General features: G+C 39.0%; 26 protein-coding genes. 10 read left to right on the forward strand and 16 right to left on the reverse strand.

All coding sequences use genetic code 11. The features are described from left to right. Positions 1-20: 20 nt before the first annotated feature. Positions 21-1,217 (reverse strand): aminotransferase class V-fold PLP-dependent enzyme, encoded by a 1,197-nt coding sequence (locus tag K1720_RS04040; RefSeq protein WP_251950503.1) that lies wholly within the window; start codon positions 1,215-1,217, stop codon positions 21-23. 129 nt (positions 1,218-1,346) lie between these two features. On the opposite strand from K1720_RS04040, the gene K1720_RS04045 reads away from it, so the two are divergent. Next, positions 1,347-1,931 carry a hypothetical protein gene (locus tag K1720_RS04045; protein ID WP_251950116.1) on the forward strand — a complete coding sequence of 195 codons (585 nt, stop codon included), beginning with the start codon at positions 1,347-1,349 and terminating at the stop codon, positions 1,929-1,931. 50 nt (positions 1,932-1,981) lie between these two features. On the opposite strand, the gene K1720_RS04050 is transcribed toward K1720_RS04045, so the two are convergent. Next, positions 1,982-3,520 (reverse strand): D-glucuronyl C5-epimerase family protein, encoded by a 1,539-nt coding sequence (locus tag K1720_RS04050; RefSeq protein WP_251950117.1) that lies wholly within the window; start codon positions 3,518-3,520, stop codon positions 1,982-1,984. An 89-nt stretch (positions 3,521-3,609) separates the two neighbouring features. On the opposite strand from K1720_RS04050, the gene K1720_RS04055 reads away from it, so the two are divergent. Genes K1720_RS04055 through K1720_RS04065 form a run of 3 tightly spaced genes read left to right on the forward strand, consistent with a single transcriptional unit; the run spans position 3,610 to position 5,202 of the window. Next, the gene (locus tag K1720_RS04055; RefSeq protein ID WP_341480976.1) at positions 3,610-4,515 is read left to right on the forward strand and encodes a thiamine-phosphate synthase family protein; all 906 of its coding nucleotides are present in this window, start codon (positions 3,610-3,612) and stop codon (positions 4,513-4,515) included. Continuing rightward, complete coding sequence (locus K1720_RS04060; RefSeq protein ID WP_251950118.1) at positions 4,512-4,814, forward strand: VanZ family protein; 303 nt, start codon at positions 4,512-4,514, stop codon at positions 4,812-4,814. Before K1720_RS04055 ends, K1720_RS04060 begins: the two co-directional genes overlap by 4 nt. Beyond that, a complete protein-coding gene (locus K1720_RS04065; protein ID WP_251950119.1) occupies positions 4,789-5,202 on the forward strand; it encodes a secondary thiamine-phosphate synthase enzyme YjbQ in 414 nt (137 codons plus the stop codon). The genes K1720_RS04060 and K1720_RS04065 overlap by 26 nt, the downstream gene beginning before the upstream one ends. On the opposite strand, the gene K1720_RS04070 is transcribed toward K1720_RS04065, so the two are convergent. Together K1720_RS04070 and K1720_RS04075 are read right to left on the reverse strand one after the other, a co-directional pair. Next, positions 5,199-5,954 (reverse strand): MBL fold metallo-hydrolase, encoded by a 756-nt coding sequence (locus tag K1720_RS04070; protein WP_251950120.1) that lies wholly within the window; start codon positions 5,952-5,954, stop codon positions 5,199-5,201. The genes K1720_RS04065 and K1720_RS04070 overlap by 4 nt on opposite strands. After that, a complete protein-coding gene (locus K1720_RS04075) occupies positions 5,951-6,613 on the reverse strand; it encodes a M48 family metallopeptidase (RefSeq protein ID WP_251950121.1) in 663 nt (220 codons plus the stop codon). Before K1720_RS04075 ends, K1720_RS04070 begins: the two co-directional genes overlap by 4 nt. Positions 6,614-6,733: 120 nt before the next feature. On the opposite strand from K1720_RS04075, the gene K1720_RS04080 reads away from it, so the two are divergent. Beyond that, positions 6,734-7,837 (forward strand): MFS transporter, encoded by a 1,104-nt coding sequence (locus K1720_RS04080; protein WP_251950122.1) that lies wholly within the window; start codon positions 6,734-6,736, stop codon positions 7,835-7,837. Positions 7,838-7,839: 2 nt separating this feature from the next. Beyond that, positions 7,840-8,892 (forward strand): MBL fold metallo-hydrolase, encoded by a 1,053-nt coding sequence (locus tag K1720_RS04085; protein ID WP_251950123.1) that lies wholly within the window; start codon positions 7,840-7,842, stop codon positions 8,890-8,892. Positions 8,893-8,938: 46 nt separating this feature from the next. Here K1720_RS04085 and K1720_RS04090 read toward each other — a convergent pair whose 3' ends face one another. The 7 genes from K1720_RS04090 to K1720_RS04120 form a co-directional block, all read right to left on the reverse strand. Continuing rightward, positions 8,939-9,388: an ester cyclase gene (locus K1720_RS04090; protein WP_251950124.1), complete on the reverse strand. Its 450-nt coding sequence runs from the start codon at positions 9,386-9,388 to the stop codon at positions 8,939-8,941. A gap of 160 nt (positions 9,389-9,548) precedes the next feature. Further along, complete coding sequence (locus K1720_RS04095; protein WP_251950125.1) at positions 9,549-10,256, reverse strand: acetate--CoA ligase family protein; 708 nt, start codon at positions 10,254-10,256, stop codon at positions 9,549-9,551. A 35-nt stretch (positions 10,257-10,291) separates the two neighbouring features. After that, positions 10,292-11,713 (reverse strand): acetate--CoA ligase family protein, encoded by a 1,422-nt coding sequence (locus K1720_RS04100; RefSeq protein WP_251950127.1) that lies wholly within the window; start codon positions 11,711-11,713, stop codon positions 10,292-10,294. A 133-nt stretch (positions 11,714-11,846) separates the two neighbouring features. Next, a complete protein-coding gene (locus tag K1720_RS04105; RefSeq protein ID WP_251950129.1) occupies positions 11,847-12,623 on the reverse strand; it encodes a sugar phosphate isomerase/epimerase family protein in 777 nt (258 codons plus the stop codon). Between the two features lie 34 nt (positions 12,624-12,657). Continuing rightward, positions 12,658-13,326 carry a TIGR00266 family protein gene (locus tag K1720_RS04110; protein WP_251950131.1) on the reverse strand — a complete coding sequence of 223 codons (669 nt, stop codon included), beginning with the start codon at positions 13,324-13,326 and terminating at the stop codon, positions 12,658-12,660. A 50-nt stretch (positions 13,327-13,376) separates the two neighbouring features. Next, positions 13,377-14,081, reverse strand: a complete 705-nt coding sequence (locus tag K1720_RS04115; RefSeq protein ID WP_423837321.1) for an endonuclease III domain-containing protein — start codon at positions 14,079-14,081, stop codon at positions 13,377-13,379. After that, on the reverse strand, positions 14,044-14,478 hold the full coding sequence (locus K1720_RS04120; protein ID WP_251950135.1) for a DUF6849 domain-containing protein: 435 nt from the start codon (positions 14,476-14,478) through the stop codon (positions 14,044-14,046). Before K1720_RS04120 ends, K1720_RS04115 begins: the two co-directional genes overlap by 38 nt. 96 nt (positions 14,479-14,574) lie before the next feature. On the opposite strand from K1720_RS04120, the gene K1720_RS04125 reads away from it, so the two are divergent. Genes K1720_RS04125 through K1720_RS04135 form a run of 3 tightly spaced genes read left to right on the forward strand, consistent with a single transcriptional unit; the run spans position 14,575 to position 16,787 of the window. After that, positions 14,575-15,030, forward strand: a complete 456-nt coding sequence (locus K1720_RS04125; protein WP_251950509.1) for a PadR family transcriptional regulator — start codon at positions 14,575-14,577, stop codon at positions 15,028-15,030. 1 nt (position 15,031) lies between these two features. Further along, positions 15,032-16,012 (forward strand): ATP-binding cassette domain-containing protein, encoded by a 981-nt coding sequence (locus K1720_RS04130; RefSeq protein WP_251950137.1) that lies wholly within the window; start codon positions 15,032-15,034, stop codon positions 16,010-16,012. Positions 16,013-16,016: 4 nt separating this feature from the next. Further along, positions 16,017-16,787, forward strand: a complete 771-nt coding sequence (locus tag K1720_RS04135; RefSeq protein WP_251950139.1) for an ABC transporter permease — start codon at positions 16,017-16,019, stop codon at positions 16,785-16,787. Here the strand turns inward: K1720_RS04135 and K1720_RS04140 are convergent. Next, the gene (locus K1720_RS04140; RefSeq protein ID WP_251950141.1) at positions 16,777-18,018 is read right to left on the reverse strand and encodes a phosphoglycerate kinase; all 1,242 of its coding nucleotides are present in this window, start codon (positions 18,016-18,018) and stop codon (positions 16,777-16,779) included. The genes K1720_RS04135 and K1720_RS04140 overlap by 11 nt on opposite strands. 186 nt (positions 18,019-18,204) lie before the next feature. Between K1720_RS04140 and K1720_RS04145 the strand changes: the two genes are divergently transcribed. After that, a complete protein-coding gene (locus K1720_RS04145; RefSeq protein WP_251950143.1) occupies positions 18,205-20,355 on the forward strand; it encodes a restriction endonuclease in 2,151 nt (716 codons plus the stop codon). Here K1720_RS04145 and K1720_RS04150 read toward each other — a convergent pair whose 3' ends face one another. The 4 genes from K1720_RS04150 to K1720_RS04165 all read right to left on the reverse strand — a co-directional run bounded on the left by K1720_RS04150 (position 20,356) and on the right by K1720_RS04165 (position 24,852). Then, positions 20,356-20,967, reverse strand: a complete 612-nt coding sequence (locus K1720_RS04150; protein ID WP_251950145.1) for a hypothetical protein — start codon at positions 20,965-20,967, stop codon at positions 20,356-20,358. It lies immediately after the preceding gene. Between the two features lie 81 nt (positions 20,968-21,048). Next, complete coding sequence (locus tag K1720_RS04155) at positions 21,049-23,103, reverse strand: metallophosphoesterase family protein (protein WP_251950146.1); 2,055 nt, start codon at positions 23,101-23,103, stop codon at positions 21,049-21,051. Between the two features lie 56 nt (positions 23,104-23,159). Continuing rightward, positions 23,160-23,762: a DUF447 domain-containing protein gene (locus tag K1720_RS04160; protein WP_251950148.1), complete on the reverse strand. Its 603-nt coding sequence runs from the start codon at positions 23,760-23,762 to the stop codon at positions 23,160-23,162. Positions 23,763-23,790: 28 nt separating this feature from the next. After that, positions 23,791-24,852 carry an ABC transporter ATP-binding protein gene (locus K1720_RS04165; RefSeq protein ID WP_251950150.1) on the reverse strand — a complete coding sequence of 354 codons (1,062 nt, stop codon included), beginning with the start codon at positions 24,850-24,852 and terminating at the stop codon, positions 23,791-23,793. Positions 24,853-24,859: the final 7 nt, after the last annotated feature.

Raw genomic sequence — 24,859 nt, forward strand, 5'->3', positions numbered from 1 at the left:
CACAATATTAAAGAAAAAAATCAGCTTAGGCTTTTAACTAACTCTTCCATGACACTTAGGAAAGTCTCAACTTCTTCGAGGCTATTGTAGACATGGAACGAAGCTCTAACAGTTCCATTTATTCCGAGCTTTTTCATTACTGGCAAGGCACAATGATGTCCAGACCGAACCATTATGTTGTGCTCATCTAAAATTGCTGCTACGTCGTGTGGATGCAAGGGTGGAACGTTAAAGCTCACGACTCCTGCATGTTTTTTCAAGTTTCTTGGCCCATACCATGGAATTTCGAGTTCAGTTAGTCCTTCAGTTGTTCTCTTTACGAGTTTGTGTTCTTGTTTTTCGATTTTATCTAAGCCGATCTTTTCTATGTATTTTATTCCAGCTGCAAGCCCTATTGCCCCTCCTATATTGGGAGTACCTGCTTCATAGCGTTCTGGTGGGGCTGTGAGTGTGTAATTGTGGAGATCGACGTCTTCAATTGTCCCGCCTCCGATGAGCGGAGGCTCAAAGATGTCAAAGAACTCTTCTCTGATATAAAGGACTCCAATTCCGGTGGGCCCCATTGGCCCTTTGTGTCCTGAGAATGCTAAGAAGTCTGCATGAAGTTTGTTAACATTAACTTCCATGTGTCCAATACTTTGAGCAGCATCTACAATAAATATAGCCCCTTCATCCTTTGCCATTTTTCCAAGTTCTTCTACTTCATGTATTACACCTAAGGCATTGGAGACATGTTGGATTGCTACAAGTGTTGCTCCTTTAATTTTCTTTTCTGCATCTGCAAGGTCTAGGTTTCCCTCGTTATCTCCTTCAATTATTTCCAATTTTAGATCAAACTTTTTGGCCAAGCGTTGCCATGGGAGTAAATCAGAGTGATGCTCATAAGGAGTGGTCACGATTTTATCGCCCTTTTTGAAGATTCCTTCGAGTCCCAAAGCTGCCAGATTAAGGCTTTCGCTGGTGTTTTTTGTGAAGACGATCTCTTCAAATTTCGCTCCAATGAATTTAGCTACAACTTCTCTTGATTTCTCATACTCATGGGTTGCCTTTTGTGAGAGTCTGTGAACACCGCGATGAACGTTGGCTCTATACTTTAGATAATACTCATCCATAGCCTCAACTACGGGTATTGGGGTTAGAGAGGTGGCAGTATTGTCAAAATATATGACCTCCTGAGTTAAAGGAATGTCTTTTCTAATATCATCCGGTATTTTCATAGCAACCACCGTAAGATTTATTTTCATGGAACATATAAAGGCTTTGCTTCTCAATTTTGTCCAGACAGATATTCCAATTATGGAACAAAATTTTATAAATATTGGAACAAAATGGTAACGGTGGTGTAAGTGAAGGCTAGGGAAATAGGAATCATAGGATTGCTCTTAAGCTTGTCACTAGTGTTACAGATCTCCCCCTTAAAAGTTCCGACTCAATGGGGAATGAGTATAGACCTGGTGGCAGTTCCAATAGTAGTTTTGTACGTTCTTACAGGATTTTGGAGCACTTTAACAGCTTTAGTATTGCTTTTCTTTGGGTTGAGTCTGATTTCCTCGGCATCTTGGCTCGGGGCAAGCATGAAGTTTTTTGCAACGCTAAGTGTGATTTTAGGATTTGAGATTGCCAGAAAACTTACTGGCTTTGACATTAGGAATTACACCGAGAAAAGGCTTCTAATATTCGTGATATTTGCTTATTTGGTGGGGATTGCAATAAGAATACCTGCCATGGTTGCAATGAACTACTACTATGCTTTGCCCTTGTGGTTGGGCATACCTAGAGAGCAGGTTATTCCAGCTATTGAAGAGTGGTTTCACATGCCATTCTGGTTAGTGATAGGTATCCCAAATGCGATCCAGAGTGCAGTTGATGTTGGAATTGGAATCCTTGTTTCGTTACCTGTTATTAGGGCATTACCTCACATTCTTGAGTGAGTTTTTTCATTTTTCTACAAAAACTTAGATGATTAAAAAGATATTTCCATTCAGCCAAGCTCTTCTGGAGGCAAACCTCTGTAAATTAAATAGTCATTCCACTTTTCAGCATAGTGAAGGAAGTATTCGTCGTTGGTCACATCATAGAGCCACTTTAACAGTCTTATGTGTAATCGATGGTAAAACTCGCTTGCATCTCCATGGATGTTTGAATACTTGCTCCAAGAGCCTGTGTCAAAAAGTTGAAGCCCTTTCTTGGTACTTTCAACGCCCTTTTGAAAGAGTTTCCATGCTTTCTCATCTTTAGTAACTTCCCAGTAATAATAAAGACCTTGAAGTGCTATTATATGCCCATTTAATACGAGCTCGTTTGAGTTGTAGTTATACTCAAGGTACCACGGTCCGTACTTTGTGTTTGCTACAAACCCATTCATATCTAAAGGCAGGTCAAATGAGTTTAGGAGGAGTTTTGCGGTGTTTAAGTATTCTTTTTTGCCTGTGAGTTGGTATGCTTTTGCGTATAGGCCTGCTCCCATTCCTTGAGCGTAACCTGAAACCCATGGGATGGAAGAATTCTCAAAATGAAAATAATTAAGGAAAAGAGCATACTCTTCTCCGTTATGCTCTCCATAGTATATAAGGTCGTGTAGGTCGTTTAGAATTCTTAATGCCTTTTCATAACTCCCTCTTTGAAAATATATCTCGGCCCAGTGAAGGGCGCTTACTGGATAGTAGCTTAAGCCTCTCCCTTTATAATATAGGAAAGGTAGGGATATGTTTAGGGAACCCTTGATTCTTATAGGGGAATAGTAGGGAGTATCCTTGGAAAATATTACCACAGAAAAGTCCCTTTGAGGAGAAGGATATAGAGAGTAATACTCGTTGTTCGCTTTCAAAGTTATATTAAATGCTTTCACATCAAGAGCAGTTAGCTTTTTCCATTTTGCCATTTCTCCAAACACCCTGATTACATAAAAGGAGTCTCTATATGAACGGAGATAAGTTAAGTTGCCTGTGGTTGTGTATTTTTCCAGGAACTTTTCTTGTATCTCCCTGTTTTTCTGAATCTCTTCAGAGATCTTAGGTGGAATTTCTCCATAGATTTCTTGGAGTCTTTTCACCAGTGCTTCTTCGGGAGACATAAAAATTTCTTCTGGTACAGTTTTACCAATTATTCCGGATTTGTATGGGTTAACTTTGATCATAAGTGTCTCGTCCTCATAGTAGATTTCTAATGTAACAAGTGCTCTCTCCCCTGCGGGCAGCTTAAGAGCTATTAACTTTTTAGAAGTGACTTTTTTACCATACCAGTCAGTTGCTTTCACGTTCGCTACAAAAATTATTTCCGTTTCGTTATCTTTTTTCTGAACGTATCCTACAAAAACTGGCTTATTTAACTCGTTTATAGTTTTGTTTCCTACTTTTACTTGGAAACTGGAGAATTCAAAAACGGCGCTCTTCTCTTCTACTTGGATATAAACTTCCACCTTCTCATTGGGAGGTGAATGGGAGATATTATCTTCTACGGTTATACAACCGAGTGAAAGCATCATTATGACAATAAAAGTTATTATTTTAACTTCTCTCATAGTACCCTCACTATTATTGAAACGTAGAGGGAGAATATTAAGCTTTCTGGCAAAAGTTTATAACTGGGTTTTTAAAAAGTAAATATTTGGTGAAAGGTGTGAAGACTCCATGTGAGTTCTGGGCCGAAGAGGTTATGCCAAATATAAGAGCCAAAGTAGCTGGCATCTTGTATTCTAAAGGATTTACTCAGGCTAGAATAGCTGAACATCTGGGTATAACCCAAGCAATGGTGAGCAAATACTTGGCTGGCAAATACAAAGAGCTTGGTGGAGAACTCGCTAAAGAAGTAGAGTCAATATCTGAAGAAATCGCTGCCCTAATCATTTATGGTGCACGAAAAGAAGACGTGATACGATTTTTAAATCGAGCTTTTTTCAAGATGTTTAAGAGTGGGATTCTCTGTAAAGGATATTTGGAGTATATTGGGAGTGATGATGAGTCTCTATGTAAGGATATATTTAGTGAAGAACCTTCTAGAACTCAAGTTTTGGAAGAGCTCAATTTGGCCCTTAATGGACTTTTACAGGATATGAAGTTTTTAAAGCTAATACCTGAAATCAGAAGCAACTTTGCTTATTCTGTCTCAAATCCAAAGGAGAAGAACGATGTTGCTGCAATTCCGGGAAGAATAACTGTTGTGAAAGATAAGCTGTATGCTCTGCCTCCTGAATTTGGGGCAAGTGAGCATATGGCGAAGGTTTTAATAGCTATTTCAGAGATGTTCCCTGAAGTGAGAGCTGTGCTTAATATAAAGTATGACGAACACATCTATGACGCTCTTAAGAAGGCAGGGTTTGCAATAGGGTTTGTGGAAAAAAAGGAGCGTGAGGAAGACGAGACTATCCAACTAATAGCTCAGGAATTTAAGAAAAGAGGCAAGTTAGATGCTGTTGTGGACAAAGGGGGCTTTGGAATAGAGCCCTGTGTTTACCTCTTTGGAGAAGATCCTATAGAGGTTGTGGAAAAGGTCAAAAGACTGGAGAGCTTTTTATGAAACAAAAATTTGCTTATCTCTATCTTCTTGTTTTGGCTTATGCAAATCTTTCTCCTAAAGTGCCTTCCTCAGGAATAATGGGGGGAGACAAAATAATTCACTTTTTGGAGTTCTTCGTACTGGGTATCTTAAGTACAAACAAAGCTTTTCTTGTCTTTCCAGTAATATTTGAGTTCCTACAACTTTTTGTACCGGGAAGAAGTTTTTCCTTTCTAGATATGAGCGCAAATCTAATAGGATTTACCATCGGATATCTTGCTTGGAGGTGGTGGAATGAAAGCAGTGGTGGAGGAACTTAAATTCTCTACTAATGGCGAAATTGATCTCATCGATATAACATATGCAATTGAGGAGATTGTTGAAAGAAGCGGGGTTAAAAACGGCCAAGTTTTAGTGTTTGTTCCAGGAGCAACTGGAGCAATTGTAACAATAGAACATGAAAGAGGACTTCTTGAAGATTTTAAGAGACTATTAAAAGAATTGGTTCCAAAAGGGGCTGGTTATAAGCATGATCTCATAGACAACAATGCCCACTCACATCTCCGAGCCAGTTTGTTGGGCCCGTCATTGGTGCTGCCTGTTGTTGAGGGCAGGGTAATTAGGGGAACATGGCAACAGATATTTTTTGTCGAACTTGATGTGAGACCAAGAAGGAGAAAAGTAATAGTACAGGTTATAGGAAGTTAAATCTGTAGAATCATGAAATCTCTTCCTACAATCCCGATATCTCCTACTTTTTCTTCAAGCTCCTCATGAGTGTAGTTTGAGTGACTTATGTGGGCAAATATTGTCTTTTTCGCATCTATTTTTTGAGCCAGTTTAATGGCGTCTTCAACTCCTAAATGGGTTTTTGGTATTGAGTGTTTATGTGTCATCTCAGAGACAAGTAGATCGACCCTATGGAGCTCGTTTAATAGCTCCTTATCCTTTAAAATCTCTGGACCGGTATCGCCAGTTACTACAATTCTTTTTTCTCTTATTTCAATGATGAATCCACCGGACACATCCCCCGGTTGATGTGTTGTAGGAAAGTGCTTTATTCTAAACTTTCCAAAGTTGTACCACCTATTAAATTCAAGGGGGACATAACTCCATTCTCTGTTACCTAAAAATGTCTCTTGCAAAAGTTTTGCCATTTTAAGAGTTTTTTCATGGGAATAAAAGCTCACTCTCCTAAGAATCTGCAGTTCTGGGAGACCTGCTATGTGATCAAAATGTGGGTGGGTTATGAGGACCCTCTCGATTTTTTCATTCAAATGTTCGAGGTGGTAGTGCAGATCTGGAGAGGGGTCTATAAGAGCATTTATTTTAGGAATATACATAGAAAATCTTGTTCGTTTATACTCGGGAAATTTCCTTGCCCTAGTGCAGTTTTCACAACTGCAAAAAAGTTTGGGGGTGCCACTATAAGAACCAGATCCGAGTAGAATGATTCTCATCTTTCCCCCTCCAGAATTTGTTTCCAGATTGAATTGTTGTGGATTATTATCCACCACTCCTTCAGTTCCCTTCTTTTTCTTCTCCAATCGGGGTGGAAGTGACTAACGAGCTTCCAGAACCTCTTTGAGTGATTCATCTCTATCAAATGAGCAGTTTCATGAGTTACAAGATAGTCTATAAGCTCCAGAGGTAAAGCGAGCATGGCTAAATTAAAGTTCAGATTCCCTCTTGGGGAACAGCTCCCCCATCTTGTTTTTTGTTTACGAATGAAGATCTTTTTAGGTTTAACTCCAAGATATTCAGATTTATCGTGGACAATTGGGGTTATTAGGATTTTAAGCTCTTTTCTCAATGTTTTCTCAAGTTTTTCCTCTGAAGGAAGTGTAATACCCTCCCCGGAAATTTCAAATTTTTTCCCATTTTTAACGGAATAAAATTTTCCGAGGTATGGAAAACCTGAAAGTTGTTTTGCTTTTTCAATTTTTTGAAGTTTTGAGAGAATCCAGTCTTCTTTTTCCTTTAAAAATTGCTCAACTTTTTTTGTTGGAGAGACTATCCAAAGTTTTCCTTCTGGGGTCATGTAAATTCTCACATACCTTACCCTTCTTACGCTAACCTCATATTGTACTTGCTTTCCATTAAGATTTATCTTTGGCATATTTTTTCTTATACTTTTCAGGATTTAAGTGTTTATAACTCAGGCCCCATCTTTTGAGCGTATGGTAGCACATAGAACAAAGATTTAATACTTTAAGAACAAAGTTTATTGGGAGGAAATATGAGGAAGACGCTTTATATAATCTTAATCGCTGGATTTTTCGCTATACTTGGCTCAACCATGAGTAAGTCTCCCACCTTGCCACTGTATGCTCAAAGTTTGGGACTTAGTAGGGGAGAAATTGGAATTATCGCGGCTGCTTCTACGATAACTGGTATTTTTGTAAACTTTGCCTCTGGTCTTCTAAGTGATATCTATGGAAGAAAGAGATTACTTAAAATAAGTGGTTTTGTCTTCTTTTCAGCTCCCCTTCTATACTTTTTTGCAGATGATGCCATAACGCTCGCTTTGGTAAGAGCTTATTATGGAATAGCAACTGCAATTTTTGTTCCGGTGTCTCTTGCATTAATAAGTGATATCTATCCTGAAAGGAAAGGAACTTTTATGGGGATCTTGAGCTCTGCGACTTTGGTGGGGAGGGCCATTGCTCCGGTATTGGCAGGGAGTTTGATATACTTTGCTGGTTTTTGGGTCGTCTTCATTTCCTGTTCTATCCTTGGTCTTATCACATTGGCATTGACCTTTACACTTCCTAAAGCAGAAGGGGGGCTAAGAAGGTTTGAATTTTCATTTAGCTCTACCATCTTGTTACTTGGTCTGTTAGATGCAGCTGTTTATATGGCTTATCAGAGTATTGAAACCTTTTTGCCACTATTTTACTTCTTGGAAGATAAAGCTTGGCTCTCTGGGTTGATTCTTACAATTGAAATCTCTATAATGGCCATTGTGAAACCTTATGCGGGGTATTTGAGTGACAAAATTGGGAGAATAAAGCCGATAATTGTAGGAATGGGAATGGTGAGCGTTGCAATGTTAATATTTGCTTTTTCAGGCTCTTTACCACTAATAATTGGAGGAGCTATTTTGTTCTCTCTTGGAGCCTCGGTGAGTGAAGCTTCAACTAAGCCCTTGGCAACTGAGATCTCAAAACTTAGAGGCACGGCCTTAGGTTTTTTGGAGAGTATAAAGGATATAGGGCAGGCATTGGGGCCTATAATAGTAGGATTTCTTGGTTTTAAAGTGGGGTTTGCTTTTGTTGGTATTTTTGGAATGGCAGCATTGGTGGTATTTATAACGGCTTTTAAGGGTATGAAGTGGGGATGACCATGGCACTCTCATTTAAGCCCATTTGGTTTGATTCATTGGGTGCTAAAAGCTCGTGTGTCTTGGTTAGGACTTCTGATGTCTCGATCTTAATAGATCCTGGAATTGCTATTATGCAACCGAGTTTTCCAGCGAGTGAAGAAGAGAAAATCGAATGGCTTATTGAGGGCGAGAAGGCAATAAAGAGAGCCAGTGAAAAGGCCGATATTGTTGTTATCACACACTATCACTATGATCACTACTTTCCAAGTGATTTAGACGTGTATAAAGGCAAACTTCTCCTAGTTAAGGATCCAAATGAGTATATAAACGATTCTCAGAGAGAACGGGCGGAGTATTTCTACTCTAATCTCTACAGATATTTTGGGGATCTAAAATTGGAGGATATTTGGAGAAAATCGGAATCAAAGGAGTACCCAAATCCGTTAGAGGAGTTACCAATTGCATTTTCTAAAGACTTTGGTGATTACAATACGCGGAGGAAACAACTCCTTGAAAAAGGTCTCAAATGGTTCAAAAATAGGGTTAATAAGTGGAACCAGAATCCTAGGATTCCTGAGATGAGTTTTGGGAATTTCAAAGTCATATTTGCTGATGGAGGAACATTTCAATTTGGAGACACGGAAATTAGATTTACAAGGCCTCTCTTTCATGGAATAGAGTTTTCAAGGGTGGGGTGGGTGATCTCGGTAGTGATTGAATGCAAAGAAGAAAAATTCATTCATTCAAGTGATTTGAATGGGCCAATAATAGAGGATTATGCAGAGTGGATAGTCAAGGAAAATCCAGATATTCTTGTTTTGGATGGTCCCATGACATACATGCTTGGCTATCTCCTTAATAAGATCAACTTAAGGAGAACAATTGAAAATGCAGTAAAAATTGTAAAGGTGATAGATGCGGAAGTCATTATATATGACCATCATCTACCAAGAGAGCGCCACTTTAGGGAACACACAAAAGAAGTGTGGGAAGCAGCAGAAAAGGCCGGTAAGACAGTCTTAACGGCTGCGGAATTTTTAGGGAGGAAGCCAAAGGTTTTAGAAATCAAATGACTAGAAAATCTAAAATTAAAAAGAGAACATCTCCCTGATATTCCCTCTATTCTTTTGGAGGAAATGCGCCAAGTTGCTGTAGCATGCCAAATACATCGTAACCCCACCACAACTCTGCAATTTTGTCCTCTTCAAACCGATATATAGCAATCCCCTCGAGGGTTATTCCATTTCCGGTTGGCGGGATTCCCATAAACGTATCTTTTTGTGTTCCAGTAACTCTCCAGCGCTTTACTATTTTATCATCTTCAGCAATAGTATCTTCAATAGTTACGTGAAAATCTGGGAATACTTTATGTAAAAAGAGCACCCATTGCTTAAAGGTTTCGAGATTTGTAACGTCAGGGTTGCTAGGGTCGTGGTTTATGAAATTGGGTGCGTAAAGCCTGTCTGCTAGACTGACATCTCCTTTGTTCCAGAGCTCGTCTACTGATTGCTGGATAATCCTTTCTTTTTCTGCCCTCATTTTATCACCTCCTTCATGCTTCTGTCTCATTATTCGATCGCTAGTATTTCTGAAAGAAAGTTGGGGTTTATGAGACTCCTCCGTCTACGTGTTCTGTGCTCAAAGTGTATATACTTTAGCATTATGTCAAGATAAAGTAACATTTAACTTTACCAAGAGAAAAGCCAAAAATATAAAGCAAAAGAAGACATTACTTCAAGATAATTCTTGCATCTACTATGACCACGCCTTCTCCTTCAGGGTAAACAAAGATTGGGTTAAGGTCCATTTCCTTAATGTAATCTTTGAGGTCATCAACGAGCTGTGAGACTTTTAGCATCATGTCAACAATTGCTTTCATGTCGGCTGGTGGTTCGCCTCTTGCACCTGCTAGAATTGGGTATCCGTTAATACTCTTTATCATAGTCCACGCGTCTTTCTCTTCAATTGGGATTATTCTGAATGTGACATCCTTGAGAATTTCTACGAAAATTCCACCAAGACCAAACATTATTGCATGTCCAAACTGTGGGTCTTCGGTAACACCAATGATAATCTCCCTTCCTAGTTTGAGCATTGGAGCTATTAAGACACCGAGAATTTCTGCATCTGGTCTGTATTTTCGGGCGTTCTCGTGGATTTCTTCCCACTTTTGTTTAAGTTCTTCATCGTTCTTTATTTTGAGCATGACAACTTTTGCATCGCTCTTGTGAAGGATTTGGGGTGACATTAGCTTCATGACTACTGGGTAGCCAATTTCGTTAGCATATTTTATGGCCTCATCCACAGTTTTTGCTAATTTTTCTTCTGGAAGGGGTAAGCCATAAGCCTTTAAAACCTGTTTTGCTTCGTATTCAACTAAGGATTTCCTACCCTGAGCCAAAACCTCTTTAATTACCTTTAACGCTTCTTCTTTCATATTATTCCCTCCATAATAAGGAAATAAGGAGCAGATCACTCCTCATTTAATTTTTCTAAGTATTTTGCATATTGGACGAGTCCAGCTATCGCCCTAACTCCTCTCTCGGGTGTGGGATATACTGGTACTCCTTTATCCTCGAGTATCTTTGCATAGTACTCTGTCTTTTTACCACCCATTGCAACTGCTACTATTGGTTTCTCACTCTTCTTTGCGTAATCTGCAAGAATTTCTATGATCTTTTCTTCGTTTAACAATGGTACTTGGAAGAGGACTATTATAACTATTGCGTCTACGTTGGGATCGTTTACAAAGGCCTCAATAGCGTATTTGTATCTCTGAGCGTCAGTATCACCTACTACGTCAGTTGGATTGCCAGCTACGGCGTGTGGTGGGAAGTGCTCTTTTAGGTATTTGATGGTTTCTTCACTAAGCTCGGCCATTTTGAGGCCAAATTTTGCAACAGCATCACTTGCCATAACTCCTGCTCCACCACCATCAGTAATGATTCCAATTCTGTCTCCGTTTGGAAGTTTGCACTTTGCGAAGGCCTTTGCGACGTCGAACATGTGCTCAAAGTCCTCTGCTCTCAGAATTCCAGTTTGCTTAAACACAGCATCGTATATTGTATCTGCTCCGGCTAATGATCCAGTGTGGGATGAGGCTGCTTTGGCACCGTATTCGGTTCTCCCGCTCTTAAGAGCTATTACTGGCTTCACTTTTGTTATTCTCTTTGCAGCTTCAATGAATTTTCTCCCTTCTTTTACACCCTCTATGTAAAAGGTAACAACCTTTATGCTTTCATCGTGTATGAAGTAGTCCATCAAATCAGCATCGTCAACATCAAGTTTGTTACCATAACTTACCATTTTTCCAATTCCTATTCCTGCTAAGGCCGCCCAATCAAGCATTGCTGCAGCAAAGGCTCCACTTTGGGAAACAAATGCAATTGAACCGTTTTTTGGCCTATCCATTTTTTGCTCTGGGAGAAAAACTGTGTCAACTCCAGTATCTGGGACGTACACACCAACACAATTGGGTCCTATAACTCTTATCCCATTTTCTCTTGCTATCTGGAGGATTTCTTCTTCCATTTTCTTTCCTTCTTCTCCAAGTTCTCCAAAACCGCCCGTAATGATTATCACAGACTTTATTCCCTTTTCGGCAATTTCTTTCATGGTTTGTGGGACAAATGGGGCTGGTATGGATATTACTGCCAAGTCTGTATCCTCTGGGAGATCTTTCACACTTTTGTAAACCTTGTATCCCTCGATCTCGTCCAGCTTGGGGTTCACTGGGTATATGTTTCCTTTAAAAACCCCTTGCTCTTTGTTTTTCTTAAAGTTCTCAAAAATGACGTTTCCAACCTTTCCTTTTTTATCTGTTGCTCCTATGATAGCAACAGCATTGGGTTCGAAGAAGGGTTTAAGTTCTTCGATGATTTTTGGGCTTTTCATGGTATCACCTCAAAATTTTTATGAATAATCTTCCACTTGAACTTTATCTTCTTCTGTATAAAAGTTTTATGTGGGTAAAATAAGCTCTTTGATGAATTAATAAGGGCATTACTGCCCGAAAATTGAAGGAACATCAAACAGCGTTTATCATAACATCCAAAAATTCAAGGCTTTTAAGAACTCCGTCAAAGCTTTTTACCTCTAGTGACATTGGAACATTGGGGGTTTGTCTGATCACGTCTTTCCAGGGTACATTGCCTTCTCCGAGAGCTAGATGGGAGTCATGCGCTCCATCATTGTCACTTAAATGCGCATAGATAATTCTGTCCTTTAAGAGTTTGATAAATTCCGTGAACTCTCCATTAACTGTATTTAAATGGCCGATGTCAAAAGTGACAAATATATCGGTTCCTTCTACCAGTTCTTTAATGCGTTCTGGAGTTTGGCCATCCAGAATCCAAAAAGAGGGCATATTTTCTAGGGCCACTTTTATCCCTACTTTTTGAGCTACTTTGTCAATTTCCTCTAGTGAGCGTTTCTGGATCTTTTCATATGCTTTTGGGAAACGGCCACTTAGAGGAGAATGATGCGCGGGATGAATCACAACTAGCATGGAGCCCATATAGTGCGCAATTTTAAGAGTTTCAAAGAGAAGTTCTAGTGATGCTCTTCTTATCTTTTCATTTAATGATCCAATGTTTATGTCACTAAACGGTGCATGAATTACGCTTTTTAATTTGGCCTCTTCTAAGAACTCTACATGAGTTTTGTAATTGTATTTATTTAGTGCATGGTATCCTTCATTCACTATTTCGACAAAGTTGACTTTAAGTTGTCTTATCTTGTAAAGAGCTAGACTGAGGCTTTTGTCGTATAATGCTTGTGTTGACACTCCTATCACTTTTTCCACCCGAAAATCATAAAGAAGAGGGTATAAAAAGATATCACTCTCTAGCTCTTGGCAAAAATGGTATCAACCAGTCCAAAAAGCTGTCTATGCTCCTTGTTTGTATGTATAAAGTACCAGTACCATAGAATTCAGCAACAAGACCTTCTCCACCAAAAATTGTGCTCTTAATTCCTCCGACTCTTCTTACTCTAAAGTCAAGCCCTTCTGTAAATGCAACTAAATGCCCAGTGTCTATAATAAACCTCTCGTTTCGAAGTTCTTTCTTGTAGATTGCTCCAAAACTGGACAGAAATACTGGGCCCTCTCCGCTTAGTTTTAATAAGAACAGACCTTCTCTTGAGAAGAATGTCTTTGCACCACCAAATTTAGTGTCTATTTCTATGGTTTCGGAACTTGCTAAAAATGCCCCACTTTGAGCATACATTGTTCCTCTAAGCTCTAGTGCCTCAATATCACCCATATATGGTGGGGCAAGACCTATAGTGCCTTTTTCTCCTTCTGCCCTAAAAGTGTTTATGAATATACTCTCTCCTCCTAGCATTGAGCGCTTTAAGGCCTTAAAGATGCCTCCAGTTTTTGTTTCTATTTTTATACTTGGGCTCATGTGGACCATTGCCCCGGGCTCGGCTTTTATGGCCTCCCCATCTTCAAGTTCTATTTCGACCAAGCTAAAGCTTGGTCTTTGAATAATTTCATATCTCATTTGTGACACCAAGAATACTGGGATTTTGGAGTATATAAACCTTTTTTGATCTATTTTATATCTTCTTTTTTTATGAGCCCCTTATTGTATGGACAAAGATCTTGTAAAAAGCATTCACTGCATTTGGGTTTTATGGGCCTACAAATACTTTTTCCATGGTCTACCATCGCATGGTTTACATATATCCATAGCCTCTCGGGGATTAATTCCTTTAAATATTCTTCGACCTTTTCAGGTGCAATTTTTGGAGGTGCGAGGCCTAGACGTTTGCTTATTCTATTCACATGAGTGTCAACAGGGATTGTTTGTTGTCCAAATCCATATGCCAGAACGATGTTTGCACATTTTCTTCCAATTCCAGGGAGCTTCATAAGTTCCTCAATTTTATCAGGAACTTTACCTCCATATTTCTCTAGGATTATCTGGGAACTTTTAACTATCCACTCTCCCTTGGCTTTCCAAAGTCCCACTCCATTTTTTCGCAGGAAGTCTTGCATTTCCTCAGGGGATATTTTAGCAATAGTTCTAATGTTTTTGTATTTTTCAAATAACATTTTCCACACTTTATACGTGACTTCATCTCTCATTCTTTGAGAGATTATGCAATGAATAAGAGTTTTATAAGGATCCCCAATTAGAAGTTTTTCCCTTTGGTGATAGTTCATCAATCGTTTTACGATTTCATGAGCTCTCCTTTTCTTCTCATTCCAGTTTTCTTCAAAGGTGAATGAGTGTGAGTTTTTTGCCCCCATCATGGATCACCGCTATAATTTCACCTGAGACCTTGGCCTCTTTGAGATTGTCGAACCGTTGGTTAAAAATCTTGTGCCCTTTTTGGTTTAAAATCAGAACTTCATTTTCAAGAAGTATCACGATCCTTTTTTTAAGGAGAAACACGTCTCTAATCTCTTTTTCAAAATCCAACGTTAGGCTAAATATCTCCTCCTCAGTAAGCTCTATTTTTGTGTTTTTGTTTACCCTTATGAGTTTTGGTTCACTGTACATTACCTTAAATTGAAGGGCCTTTCCCAAAAGTTCTATCTCTACAGTATCCCCTTCTTTAATTTCTTTTCCTATAAGTTTTGCTCTTATGACCTCTATAAAGTCAGGTGTTAAAGGAGCATCAAAAAGCGGCTTTAATACAACTTTCATGAATTTTCACCAACTCAATATACTCATGAGTTATAATAAGGGTTTTGAACCGTAAGCTTTATAATGATATATCTTTTGATATATCTGGTGATGCATATGGAAAGACCAAAATATAAAGGTCATCTTAAGCTCCTTATCCTTTATCTGCTAAAGGAAAAGCCACAACATGGATATGGGATAATGTCCGAACTTGAAAATAGATATGGGATCCCAAGTCCAAGTGCGGGAGCCATATATCCTATTCTATCAAGTTTAAAAAGGAATGGTCTGATTGAAGTGGCTGGGGAAGGTAAAAGAGAAAAGAAACTCTACCAGATAACAGATAGAGGGGTAGAATATCTCGATGAGCATAAAGATGAACTCTTTGAAGTTATCAGAATGATAGAATCCTTTAAGGAATTTAGAAGTCTTGGAGGAAATGAACTCAAAGAGGTAATTAAAGAAGTTCTAAGGGTTCTTCCCTCGCTCACCAGAGAGCAAAAAATGGCACTTTCAAACGAGATTACGGAGTTCACGAGAAGAATTAGGTTAATAATTTTAGGAGGGAAATAGCATGTATGCAATTGAAGTTGAAAACTTAGTTAAAAGGTATGGTAATTTTGAGGCCGTTAGAGGAATCTCTTTTAAAGTAAAGAGAGGAGAGATATTTGCATTTTTAGGCCCCAATGGCGCAGGTAAAACTACTACTGTTCATGTGCTTACGACACTTCTTAGGTTAACTTCGGGAAAAGCTATTGTGGCTGGTCATGATGTCGTTAAGGAACCAATAGAAGTAAGAAAAAAGATAGGAATAGTTTTTCAGGATCCTAGCTTGGATAGGGAGCTGACGGCATATGAAAACATGTACATTCATGGAAGAATTTATGGACTGGATGGAAATGAACTAAAAGAAAAAATAGAAAAGCTTCTGAGATTTGTAGAGCTTTGGAATTTCAGGAATAAACCTGTAAAGACATTTAGTGGTGGTATGCAGAGAAGACTTGAAATAGCACGTTCACTTCTTCATGAACCAGAAATCCTCTTCTTAGATGAACCTACAATAGGCCTTGATCCTCAGACGAGGACTCATATATGGGAGTACATTAAAGCAATGAAAGAAGAGCATAACATGACTATCTTCTTGACAACACATTATATGGATGAGGCCGAGCAACTTGCTGATAGAATTGCGATAATTGATCATGGAAAAATAATTGCAGAGGGAACAGCGGAAGGGCTGAAGAAGCTGGTGGGCAATGATGTAATATCTCTTAAACTTGAGGCTCCAGAAAAACTCAAGTGTCTCAAATCTGATTTCATTAAAGGTTGCAAGCTCCTTAGTGGTAATCGAGTCCATTTAGAGGTTGAAAATGCTGCAGAAGCCCTTCCAAAACTCTTTCTCCTTGCTCAAAAAGAAGGAGTTAAAATATTAGAGGTTACTTATCATAGACCTACACTCAATGATGTTTTCTTGCACTTGACGGGAAGAGAGATAAGAGAAGAACGTGGGGAAAGTACACTCAAAATGATAGCTCGTATGAGACTGAGGAGGTGATAAAATGAGGGCATTCACTACTATGATTTACAGACAGGCGAAGCGTTTCTTTAGAGCGAGATCCAGAGTTATGGGGATGATAATCAACCCTCTTATATGGTTGATTTTCTTTGGTCTTGGTTGGAGTAAGGTTTTCGACACTCCTATGGCTAGGACAATATTTGGAGGTGTGGATTACTTAACTTTCTTGGCTCCAGGTATATTTGCCATGACTATATTTAATCAGAGTTTTGTAAGTGGGGTTAGTGTTATATGGGATAAGCAGTTTGGCTTCCTTAAGGAAATTTTGGTGGCACCAGCATCAAGAAAAGAGGCTATTGTTGGGAGACTAACTGGAGATTCTCTCCTTACGACAGTTCAGGGTCTCATAATACTCCTCTTAACGTTTCTTTTAGCAGAAAATCTTAAACTTTCTGGGGTTTTACCCGCTCTTGTAATGGGATTCCTCTTAGCAATAGCATTCTCAGGCTTTGGAACAACTCTAGCGCTTAAAATGGAGAGTATGGAAGGATTTCAGATGATAATGATGGTTCTCATGATGCCACTCACTTTCCTTAGTGGTGCAATATATCCCATAGAGGCAATGCCTGGCTGGATGAAAGCTTTGGCATATATAAATCCACTAACTTATGCGGTTGATGGGGCCCGCTATTATCTGGTAGGATCTAATGTTACGAGATTCTCTATAACGACTGATTGGATAGTTTTGGGATTACTTGCGCTGGTATTCCTCAGTTTTGCGATGTTAGAGTTTGAAAAGGCGACTATTGATTGAAATCTTTTTTATTTTTAAATTTCTCATAACTTATTCTAAGAGCTTCTAAAACCGGGAGAGTCTTTCCTGCAAAGAACGTCAGCATTGCTCCTCCACCTGTGCTTATGTGAGAAATTCCTTTTATATTATATTGATATATACTGGCTATACTGTGCCCACCCCCCACTATAGAAAATGCGTTGCTTTCTCCTATTGCTTTAAATACCTCAATAGTGCCCTTGGCAAATTCTTCGATCTCAAATACTCCCATTGGACCATTGGCTACTATTATAGCGGCTTCTTTTAAGATTTCACTGTATTTTTCTATTGTTCTGCTTCCAATATCCATAATGGGTCTTTCATCGAATATCCATTTTTTGTCACTTAAAAGATCTATCTCGGCTCTCTCTCCTTTGTATTCTACTGCAAAATCTACAGGGGTTCGGATGTATGGATAAAACTCATTTAAAATTTTTTCAGCCCGATCTACGAGGTTTATTAACCCTTTTCGTTCTAAAAGACTTATGTTCGCATCTCCTAGGTCAAAGCCTTTAGCGAGGGTGAATATGTGTCCCACCAAACCTCCAGTTAGAATTAAGTCTGCTTTTCCATTTCTTAAAGCGTTTTCTGCAACATTTAATGAATCTTCAACTTTAGCTCCACCAAGTACATACACTTTAGGCCCTTCTTCGCTTTCGTAGGCTTTTGTTAGGGCTTTTATCTCTTTCTCCATTAAAAACCCGGGTATCATGGGTTTTATCTTTGCAAAACCAACTAGCGAAGGTTGAGATCGATGAGTAGCAGCAAATGCTTCAGTTACAACATAGTCGAGTAGGGGGGACAATTTTTTAACAAAATAGGTCTTTTCACATTCTTCTAATGGTCGTTGTTTGGTCTCCTCTGCTGTAAATCTGAGATTCTCAAGCATTAAAATTTCACTTGGCTTTAGAGAGTTTATAGCATCTCTCGCACATTTTCCAAAAATATCTTCCACATATCCCACATCCACCCCTAGAAGAGAACTCAAAATTTCAGCATGCTGCTCTGTGGTCAAATAATCCTCTTCATAGGGTTTGCTTTGATGTGTTCCTATCACTATTTTTGCTTTATGCTCTAATAGGTAGCGTATAGTGGGTAGCACGGCCCTAAATCTCGCGTCACTAATAATTTTTCCATCTTTTACAGGTGAATTGAGATCTGCTCTGAGAAAAACGACCTTATTGTGGTAATTGAACTCTGGTAGTCTAAACATGCTCTCACCTGATTCTTGTAAATTTTGGGAAGTTAAAAGGTTATTTTAAACACTTATAGTGGTGATGCGTAGGCTATTGGTTTTTAATTTTAGGTGAAAAGATGAGAGGTTGGAAAATGGGCAAAAGGGATTTATATTATAATTGCTCTATTATTTTAGGTATGCGAGTTAATTGGGTGTGATATTATGAAGTGGAATTTAGAGATCTTACAAGAGGCCTCTCGGGAAACACTTATCAAAACTCTGGTAAACCTGCTCGAACTGATGGGATTTAGGAATGTAGAGATGGTGGATAGCCCAGAAGAGTGGGGGATAGATATTCTCGCTCTTAGGGACGATCCTATTGCGGGATTTGAAAAATATGTAATAAAAGTAAAATCAGGAGCTCTAACGTCTTCTCAAGATATTGAGCATTTTAATGAAGCCATAGGGAGAGCAAAGGCTGATAAGGGGATTTTTGTCTCAATAAATGGATATACTAAAGATGCTAAACTCCTAGTTGGAAAGGAGTACAAAGGAAGGGTAATTATATGGGATGGTGAAAAGCTTGTTGAAGATTTAAACAACAAAGAAGTGCCAGTGAGTGAAGAACTACTCGAAAAAATCACGAGAAAAAAAGAACAGGAAAAATTGGAAGAGAAGCGAAAAGCTGTTTTAAAGGTAATACGACTAGATACTCCACTTTTGTACTCTTTCTCTCCAGATAAAGTTTTTGAGCAAATATCCTCATTACTTGAGAAAAAGTATAAAATAAAGAAGGAAGATATTATTTTAAAAACCTTGATCTTAGAAGCCTCAACGGCTTATATCTTCTCTTGGTCAGCTCTGGTGGGAGATACAAAAGATAAGGCTGTAATATTCTCTAAGGAGGAAATATTGCCCTTTGTGAGCAGGGATGAGGAATTAGATAAAAAAGTGTCCAAGGCCCTTTTAGAGAGTGGGTCTGCTATTAAAGCGACAGAGATAAGGGTCATTGAGCCATTAACCCCAAATGAGGCGGTTTTATTAGTTAAGTCTAGACTTGCAGAGGATCTGAAAGTCTCTCAAAGTAGTATTATCTTACATTCTCGGAGGAAAGTGTATATTCCTAAAAGGGTATTACTGGAATTGCAAGTTGGAATAAATTCCGCAAAGGGAGAGGTTGATCTCAAAAGCAAAGAGGCCAGGGTTAAAATAGAGCCTCTTTCAAGGGAGAAGTTAATTGAAATTGCTAAGGAGGAGTGCATGAATTTACTTGGGGAAGAACTTAGGGAGATTTCATTTGAACCAAAAGAGAATGTGGCTATAATAAATGGTCAAGTTAGCAGGTTCCTTTTTGGTGCAGCTGTTCATATATATAGTGGAAGGGTTTTAAAGAGAAAATCGAAGATAAAGAGAGATGCGATTCTCTCTGAAGTTTCAAAGAAATACCCAGGAGGAAAAGTTATTTCTTTTACTGAAAGAGAGGATAAAGCAATTATTGATGTACTAGCACCTGAAGGTATTGTAGTTTTGGAGTTTAACTTGGAAACAGGGGATTATGTGGTCAAAGAAAAGCTTGTCCACCCATATAATCTTGCGAAAATAGCGAAAGATCTTATTGAAGCTAATTTTGATATAAAAGACCTAGAACTCAGCGATTTTAAGGTTCGTGATCATAAGAACCTAGAACTACTCCTTAAAAGTGAGGATGGAAAAGTTTTGGTAAAGGTTGATGGAAAGACAGGGGATATAATGGATTACTTTGTGGAAATTACTCCTGAAAAAGCTGAAAAAATAATCTCGAAAAAGTACCCTGACTGGCGAATAAAGAAAGTAGAGGACTTAAAAGATAGTTATAAGATAGAACTCGAAAATGACAAACTTCTGTTAAAACTCTCTCTTAGTAAAGATGGGAAACTACTAACAGAAGTCGATAAATACTTGAAAGAAGATGTTGTGAAGAAAATAGCGAAAGAATTCTTAGAGGAAAAAGGAATTACTGCAGATATTAAAGAGTTAGAGCTTGATGAAAACTGGAAGGTAAAATTTGCGGGTAAAGAACGTGTGGGGGAGATTCTCATAGAACGAGTTTCAGGGAGAGTCTTAAAGAGTGATATTTTCCTAACAGAATTTATAATTGAAGAAACTTATCAGTCTCATGTTTCAGAGAAGTTTGCTGAGAAAAATCCGAAAACAGAAACAATAATAGTTCACAAGGAAAGAGGGTATGCGATTATAAAGCTTTCTGGGGATAATGGGTTTTATTATGCAAAAGTTGATCTTCGTACAGGTAAAATCTTAAAAGAAGATATGATACCGAGGAAAGGGTTGAAGGCAAAAATAAAGAAACTCCAGCTGGATGCAAAGTACAAGTGATTAGGTCATTAAGAGGCTTTCGATGAGCTTTATAGCTTCTACTATTTTTGTTTCTGGTACATCTTCCTCTGGTAACTCCAAGTTTATTACGAGCCTTTCTTCTTGTCCTTCTTCATCTAGTCCATAGACTTCGAGCTCTTCAATGTCTACATCTTCAAAGAAGTTTTCTATTTCAGGCCCAATGACCTTTTTGTCGTTTCCATAGACTTCCACTCTAATAACGTCATCCTTCGAGGATGCCATAACTGCTATTTCATAACCCCCAACTTTTTTTGTGAATTTTATCATGTTCCCATATCCTAAGACCTCTTCATTAAATCCCAGTTTCTTCATAACACTTCTCATTCTTTCAATTTTTGCTTTCATCCTATTCAATAAACGGTCTCTCAACTTATAGCTCTCTTCTAGGGCTTTTTTCATTCCCTCACCAGCGTTTTCAATCTCGCCTTCCCATATCCCGATAAGCTTTATGCCAGAAGAGGTTGGCCTAAGCTCAATTTTTAAATTCTCTATGTCAAAATCCTTCAAATCCTCAATCCTAAGCTCGCTGAGGTTTAGTATATCAAATTCAATTCTAACTAGATTTCCAAAAGCTTTCCCTTTAAATTTCAAAGGGCATCACCTAGAGAGGGGAGGATGGGTAGGTTTAAAAACTCTTCTATATGGGAAAAAGAAGAATTAAAAAAAGAAATATCATTTTTTCCTTTTAACAGCGAGTAATGGCAATAAGGCGAGAGCTACAATTGCTGCAGGGCCACACACCCCACCCGCTTCTGTCGTTGTGGGGGATGAGGAAGAAGTAGTTTCTGGTGGAGAACTGGTTGTTGGTGGGGTTGATGAGGACGTGGTTGTTTCGGAAGGTGTAGTTTGAGTGGGAGTTGAAGTTGTACTTGTCTCTATTTCTCCTATGGTTTTTTCTGTGCTGGCTTTGTTCCCGTAGAAGTCTATTGCTACAGCCCTTATTATATATCCATCCGCATCAACTCCTGGAATCTCGGCCATAAAGTACTCTGCTTGTCCTCCGCTGCTTTGAACTGCTGGATACTTCGTAACAACTCCATTTGCCTCAATTTCTACATAAATATCCTTGATCCCTAAGTTGTCTTTTACGCTGATATAAACTTTAAATGGCTTTCCTTTCATAGGCTTGGATGGGGTAAGATATGAGATATCCACTTGGGGGTTTTCCGTGTCTTTTCCTTTACTTATAACGAGCTGGGATATTCCTTTGGGTACAGTTATTTCAAAGAGCTCATATGTCTTGTCTCCTATTTTTCTCTCTCCTAGGATCTTGTACGTGACGTTTGTTACACTCGTGTCAACCTGGGCCCCGTCTGGGATTTCAATGGCAAATTTTCCACTTTCTTCTCCTAGGAGGTTTATGAATTTTACAGCACTTCCAAAGTCTGTTGTCCATCTGACTGTAATGAACTCCTGTGGAACCGGTAATGAGATAAAGTCATTGAAGAGACTTCCAAACATTTCCTCAATTTCAGGAAGTCTGACGTTTCCATTCTCATCTATCTCGACTATCTTTGACCCATACCATGTTGGACTCCTGCCTGGCCTAGGGGGATTAGTTTCTTTATCTGGGGCCCCCGTAGTTGTTGACGTTACAAACCAGTGCTCATTACCGTTTTTGTCCACGTAAATGTGGAGTTTGTCATGGTGAATATGGCCACTCATAATAAGTTTAATGTTGTATTTCTCAACATCTTGGAGGAAACGCCTTGCTATGTCAAGATACTCTTGATTTCTTCCAAACCAATAATAGCTACCATATTGTATCATTTCTTGCCAATCCTCGTCATCGAATGCTGAAACACCCTCGATTCTACCCCCGATCCATCCTTGCGGGGCAGAATACCAATATGGGTGGTGGACAATTACTATTGGGATTTTATCGGGATGGTCTTCAAGCACTTTTTCCATCCATTCTAGCTGGTTCATATAGGGGTGGGCCTCATCTCCATGGGAGTCGAGGGCTATTATGATAAACTTTCCAATAACTATGTAGTAGTCCGTAGGTCCTATAAGTCTGGGATAATAATTAGGTGGATCATCATGATTTCCTTTAACAAGTATTGTTGGCCTTCCAGCGGCATTTGCATGGGAGATTATATCAAGCAGTAGCCTGTATCCTTTTCCGTCTCCTGCTGTGTCTACAACATCTCCAGTGGTTATCATAACATCAACTCTATCATCCATGGCCCAGTATGTATAAGCACTATCTGTTGCAACATAGCTGTGTAACGGGACTATTATACCTCCATCGCATAGTTCTTGGATTCTTTTTATATCTCTCTGGAAGTATTCTCCACAAACATAACCAAACTTAGTACCACTTGTAACGTGGGTGTCGCTCATATGGGCTATTCTAAGAACTTTGGGATACTCTTTGAGAATCCAAACTGCACCTGGAATTGTTACTTCTCCTTTGTTTGATTTAATTTGAAGGAAATACACATCTGGAACAACGTTCTCTGGAACTTTTACCTTTAGTGTAGCACCTTTCTCAATGATCTCTAGCTCATATGGGCCATTCAACACAGAGACTATTGAGAGAGAGTTTATGTCTACTCCATCTTGTGGCTGTATCTCCACAACCTCTCCTGGAAGTGCCACGACAGGGGCTCCGGGCATTGGATACTTCAACACGTCTCCCGGGAGGGCTTCTGCACTTACTTGGTTTATATTAATTAAAGACAGAGTTAAAAGAACTAACAAAAAAGCAACTATTCTTCTCATAGCACCACCAAAATAATAGCGATTTCAAACATTAAAAAATTGTTGTTTGAAATACTTCAAGGATTCCATCTTAAAGCTGCCGTAGCAAACCCCATAATCTTTTCTGCGAGTTCATTTTTGCCTCCAAGTCGTTTGTAGGTTCTATATCCAATCCATATCTTTGAATATATATTTTGGGCTTCCTTCACATTTAGTTTTCTTGTTGCCACGTACAGTCTAGTGAGGTTTATTGCCATCTCAAGAAGGTAAAAATCTGCTCTACTAAGAGGGGGATTGGAAACTGGGAACACCTCGATTCTTGAAGGGATTAGTGAACATCTCAGGATTCGGGCTTCTCCAAGACTGTCTTTTATCAAGTCATCTTGAAATTCTATTTTCCCTTCTATGTTAGGCAAGTTCTTTATTTTCTTTAAAGGAATTGTTTTGGAATCCTCCCATTCCAATTCACAGGGTAAATTAAGAGCAGTTCTTACTAATATATCCACATCCCAGGTTATATGCAGGACGCCATAAGGGTGTTTTCTTATATCTTTGGCACTTTTTCCTTCAAATAGTCTAAAATGAAACTTGTCTCCTTTTTTAACAACACCCACCGGGGTTACATTGGATTTTGTGACTAAGAGAAGTTCATACACTTTGCCTTCTTCAAACATTTCCATTCTAAGACCTCCAATAAAAGGAGAGGAACTAGAGAGTCTTGGGAAGTACAAGGATGTCTTCTCTCTCTATGTAGAATGTGACGTCTCCTTGGGGTCTCAGGCCTACAACGTCCCTATCATTTATTGTCCTTGCTATTATTCTCCTTTCTCCAAATAGTCCAACAACCTCGATGAAAAAGCCATAGTACTCTATTAGATCCACTTTTCCAGTTATTGAGACAGCGTTTTCGATGGGATGTAAGCTGATACGTTCAGGTCTTATCACTACCACAACTTTGTCGTTCTCTCCGGTATAAGTTAGACCATCAAGCCTAAATCCTTCAAACTCTACTGTTACTTTGTCCCCATCTCTTTCCACGACTTCCGCTGGGATTACGTTGGTCTTACCCATGAAAGAAGCAACAAATTCTGTTTTGGGTTGTTCATATATCTCTTTTGGAGTTCCTACCTGTTCTATTTGACCTATATTCATTACTGCGATCCTATCACTTATTGCCATGGCCTCTTCTTGATCATGAGTAACATAAACAACTGTGATTCCAAGTTCTCTTTGGATTCTCCTTATTTCGGATCTCATTTCAAGTCTAAGCTTTGCATCTAAGTTTGAGAGAGGCTCATCTAAGAGTAGAAGCTTGGGTTCAACTACGAGAGCTCTTGCTATTGCCACCCTTTGTTGCTGGCCTCCACTCAGCTGAGTTGGATATCTATCTTCGTAACCTTGGAGCTTAACCAATTCAAGCGCCCATTTTACCTTTTTCTCGATTTCTTGTTTGGGAAGCTTCTTCACCTTAAGTCCATATGCTACGTTGTCGTATACTGTCATATGGGGCCATAAGGCATAGTTTTGGAAGACCAAAACTGCACCTCTTTCACTCGAACTTTTGTACGTGACATCCTCGTCATCAAAATGTAGGTGTCCACTGTCAGGAAAGTCCAAACCTGCTATTATTCTCAAAGTGGTTGATTTTCCACAACCACTTGGTCCGAGGAGAGTAAATAACTCCCCGTGTTTTATATGGAGATCAATACCCTTTAGTGCAACGGTTTCACCAAATGTTTTTACTATGTTCTCAAGTTTAACCTCGACCATTTTCTCA

The sequence above is a fragment of the Thermococcus argininiproducens genome (genome assembly GCF_023746595.1).
Lineage (GTDB): Archaea > Methanobacteriota_B > Thermococci > Thermococcales > Thermococcaceae > Thermococcus_A > Thermococcus_A argininiproducens.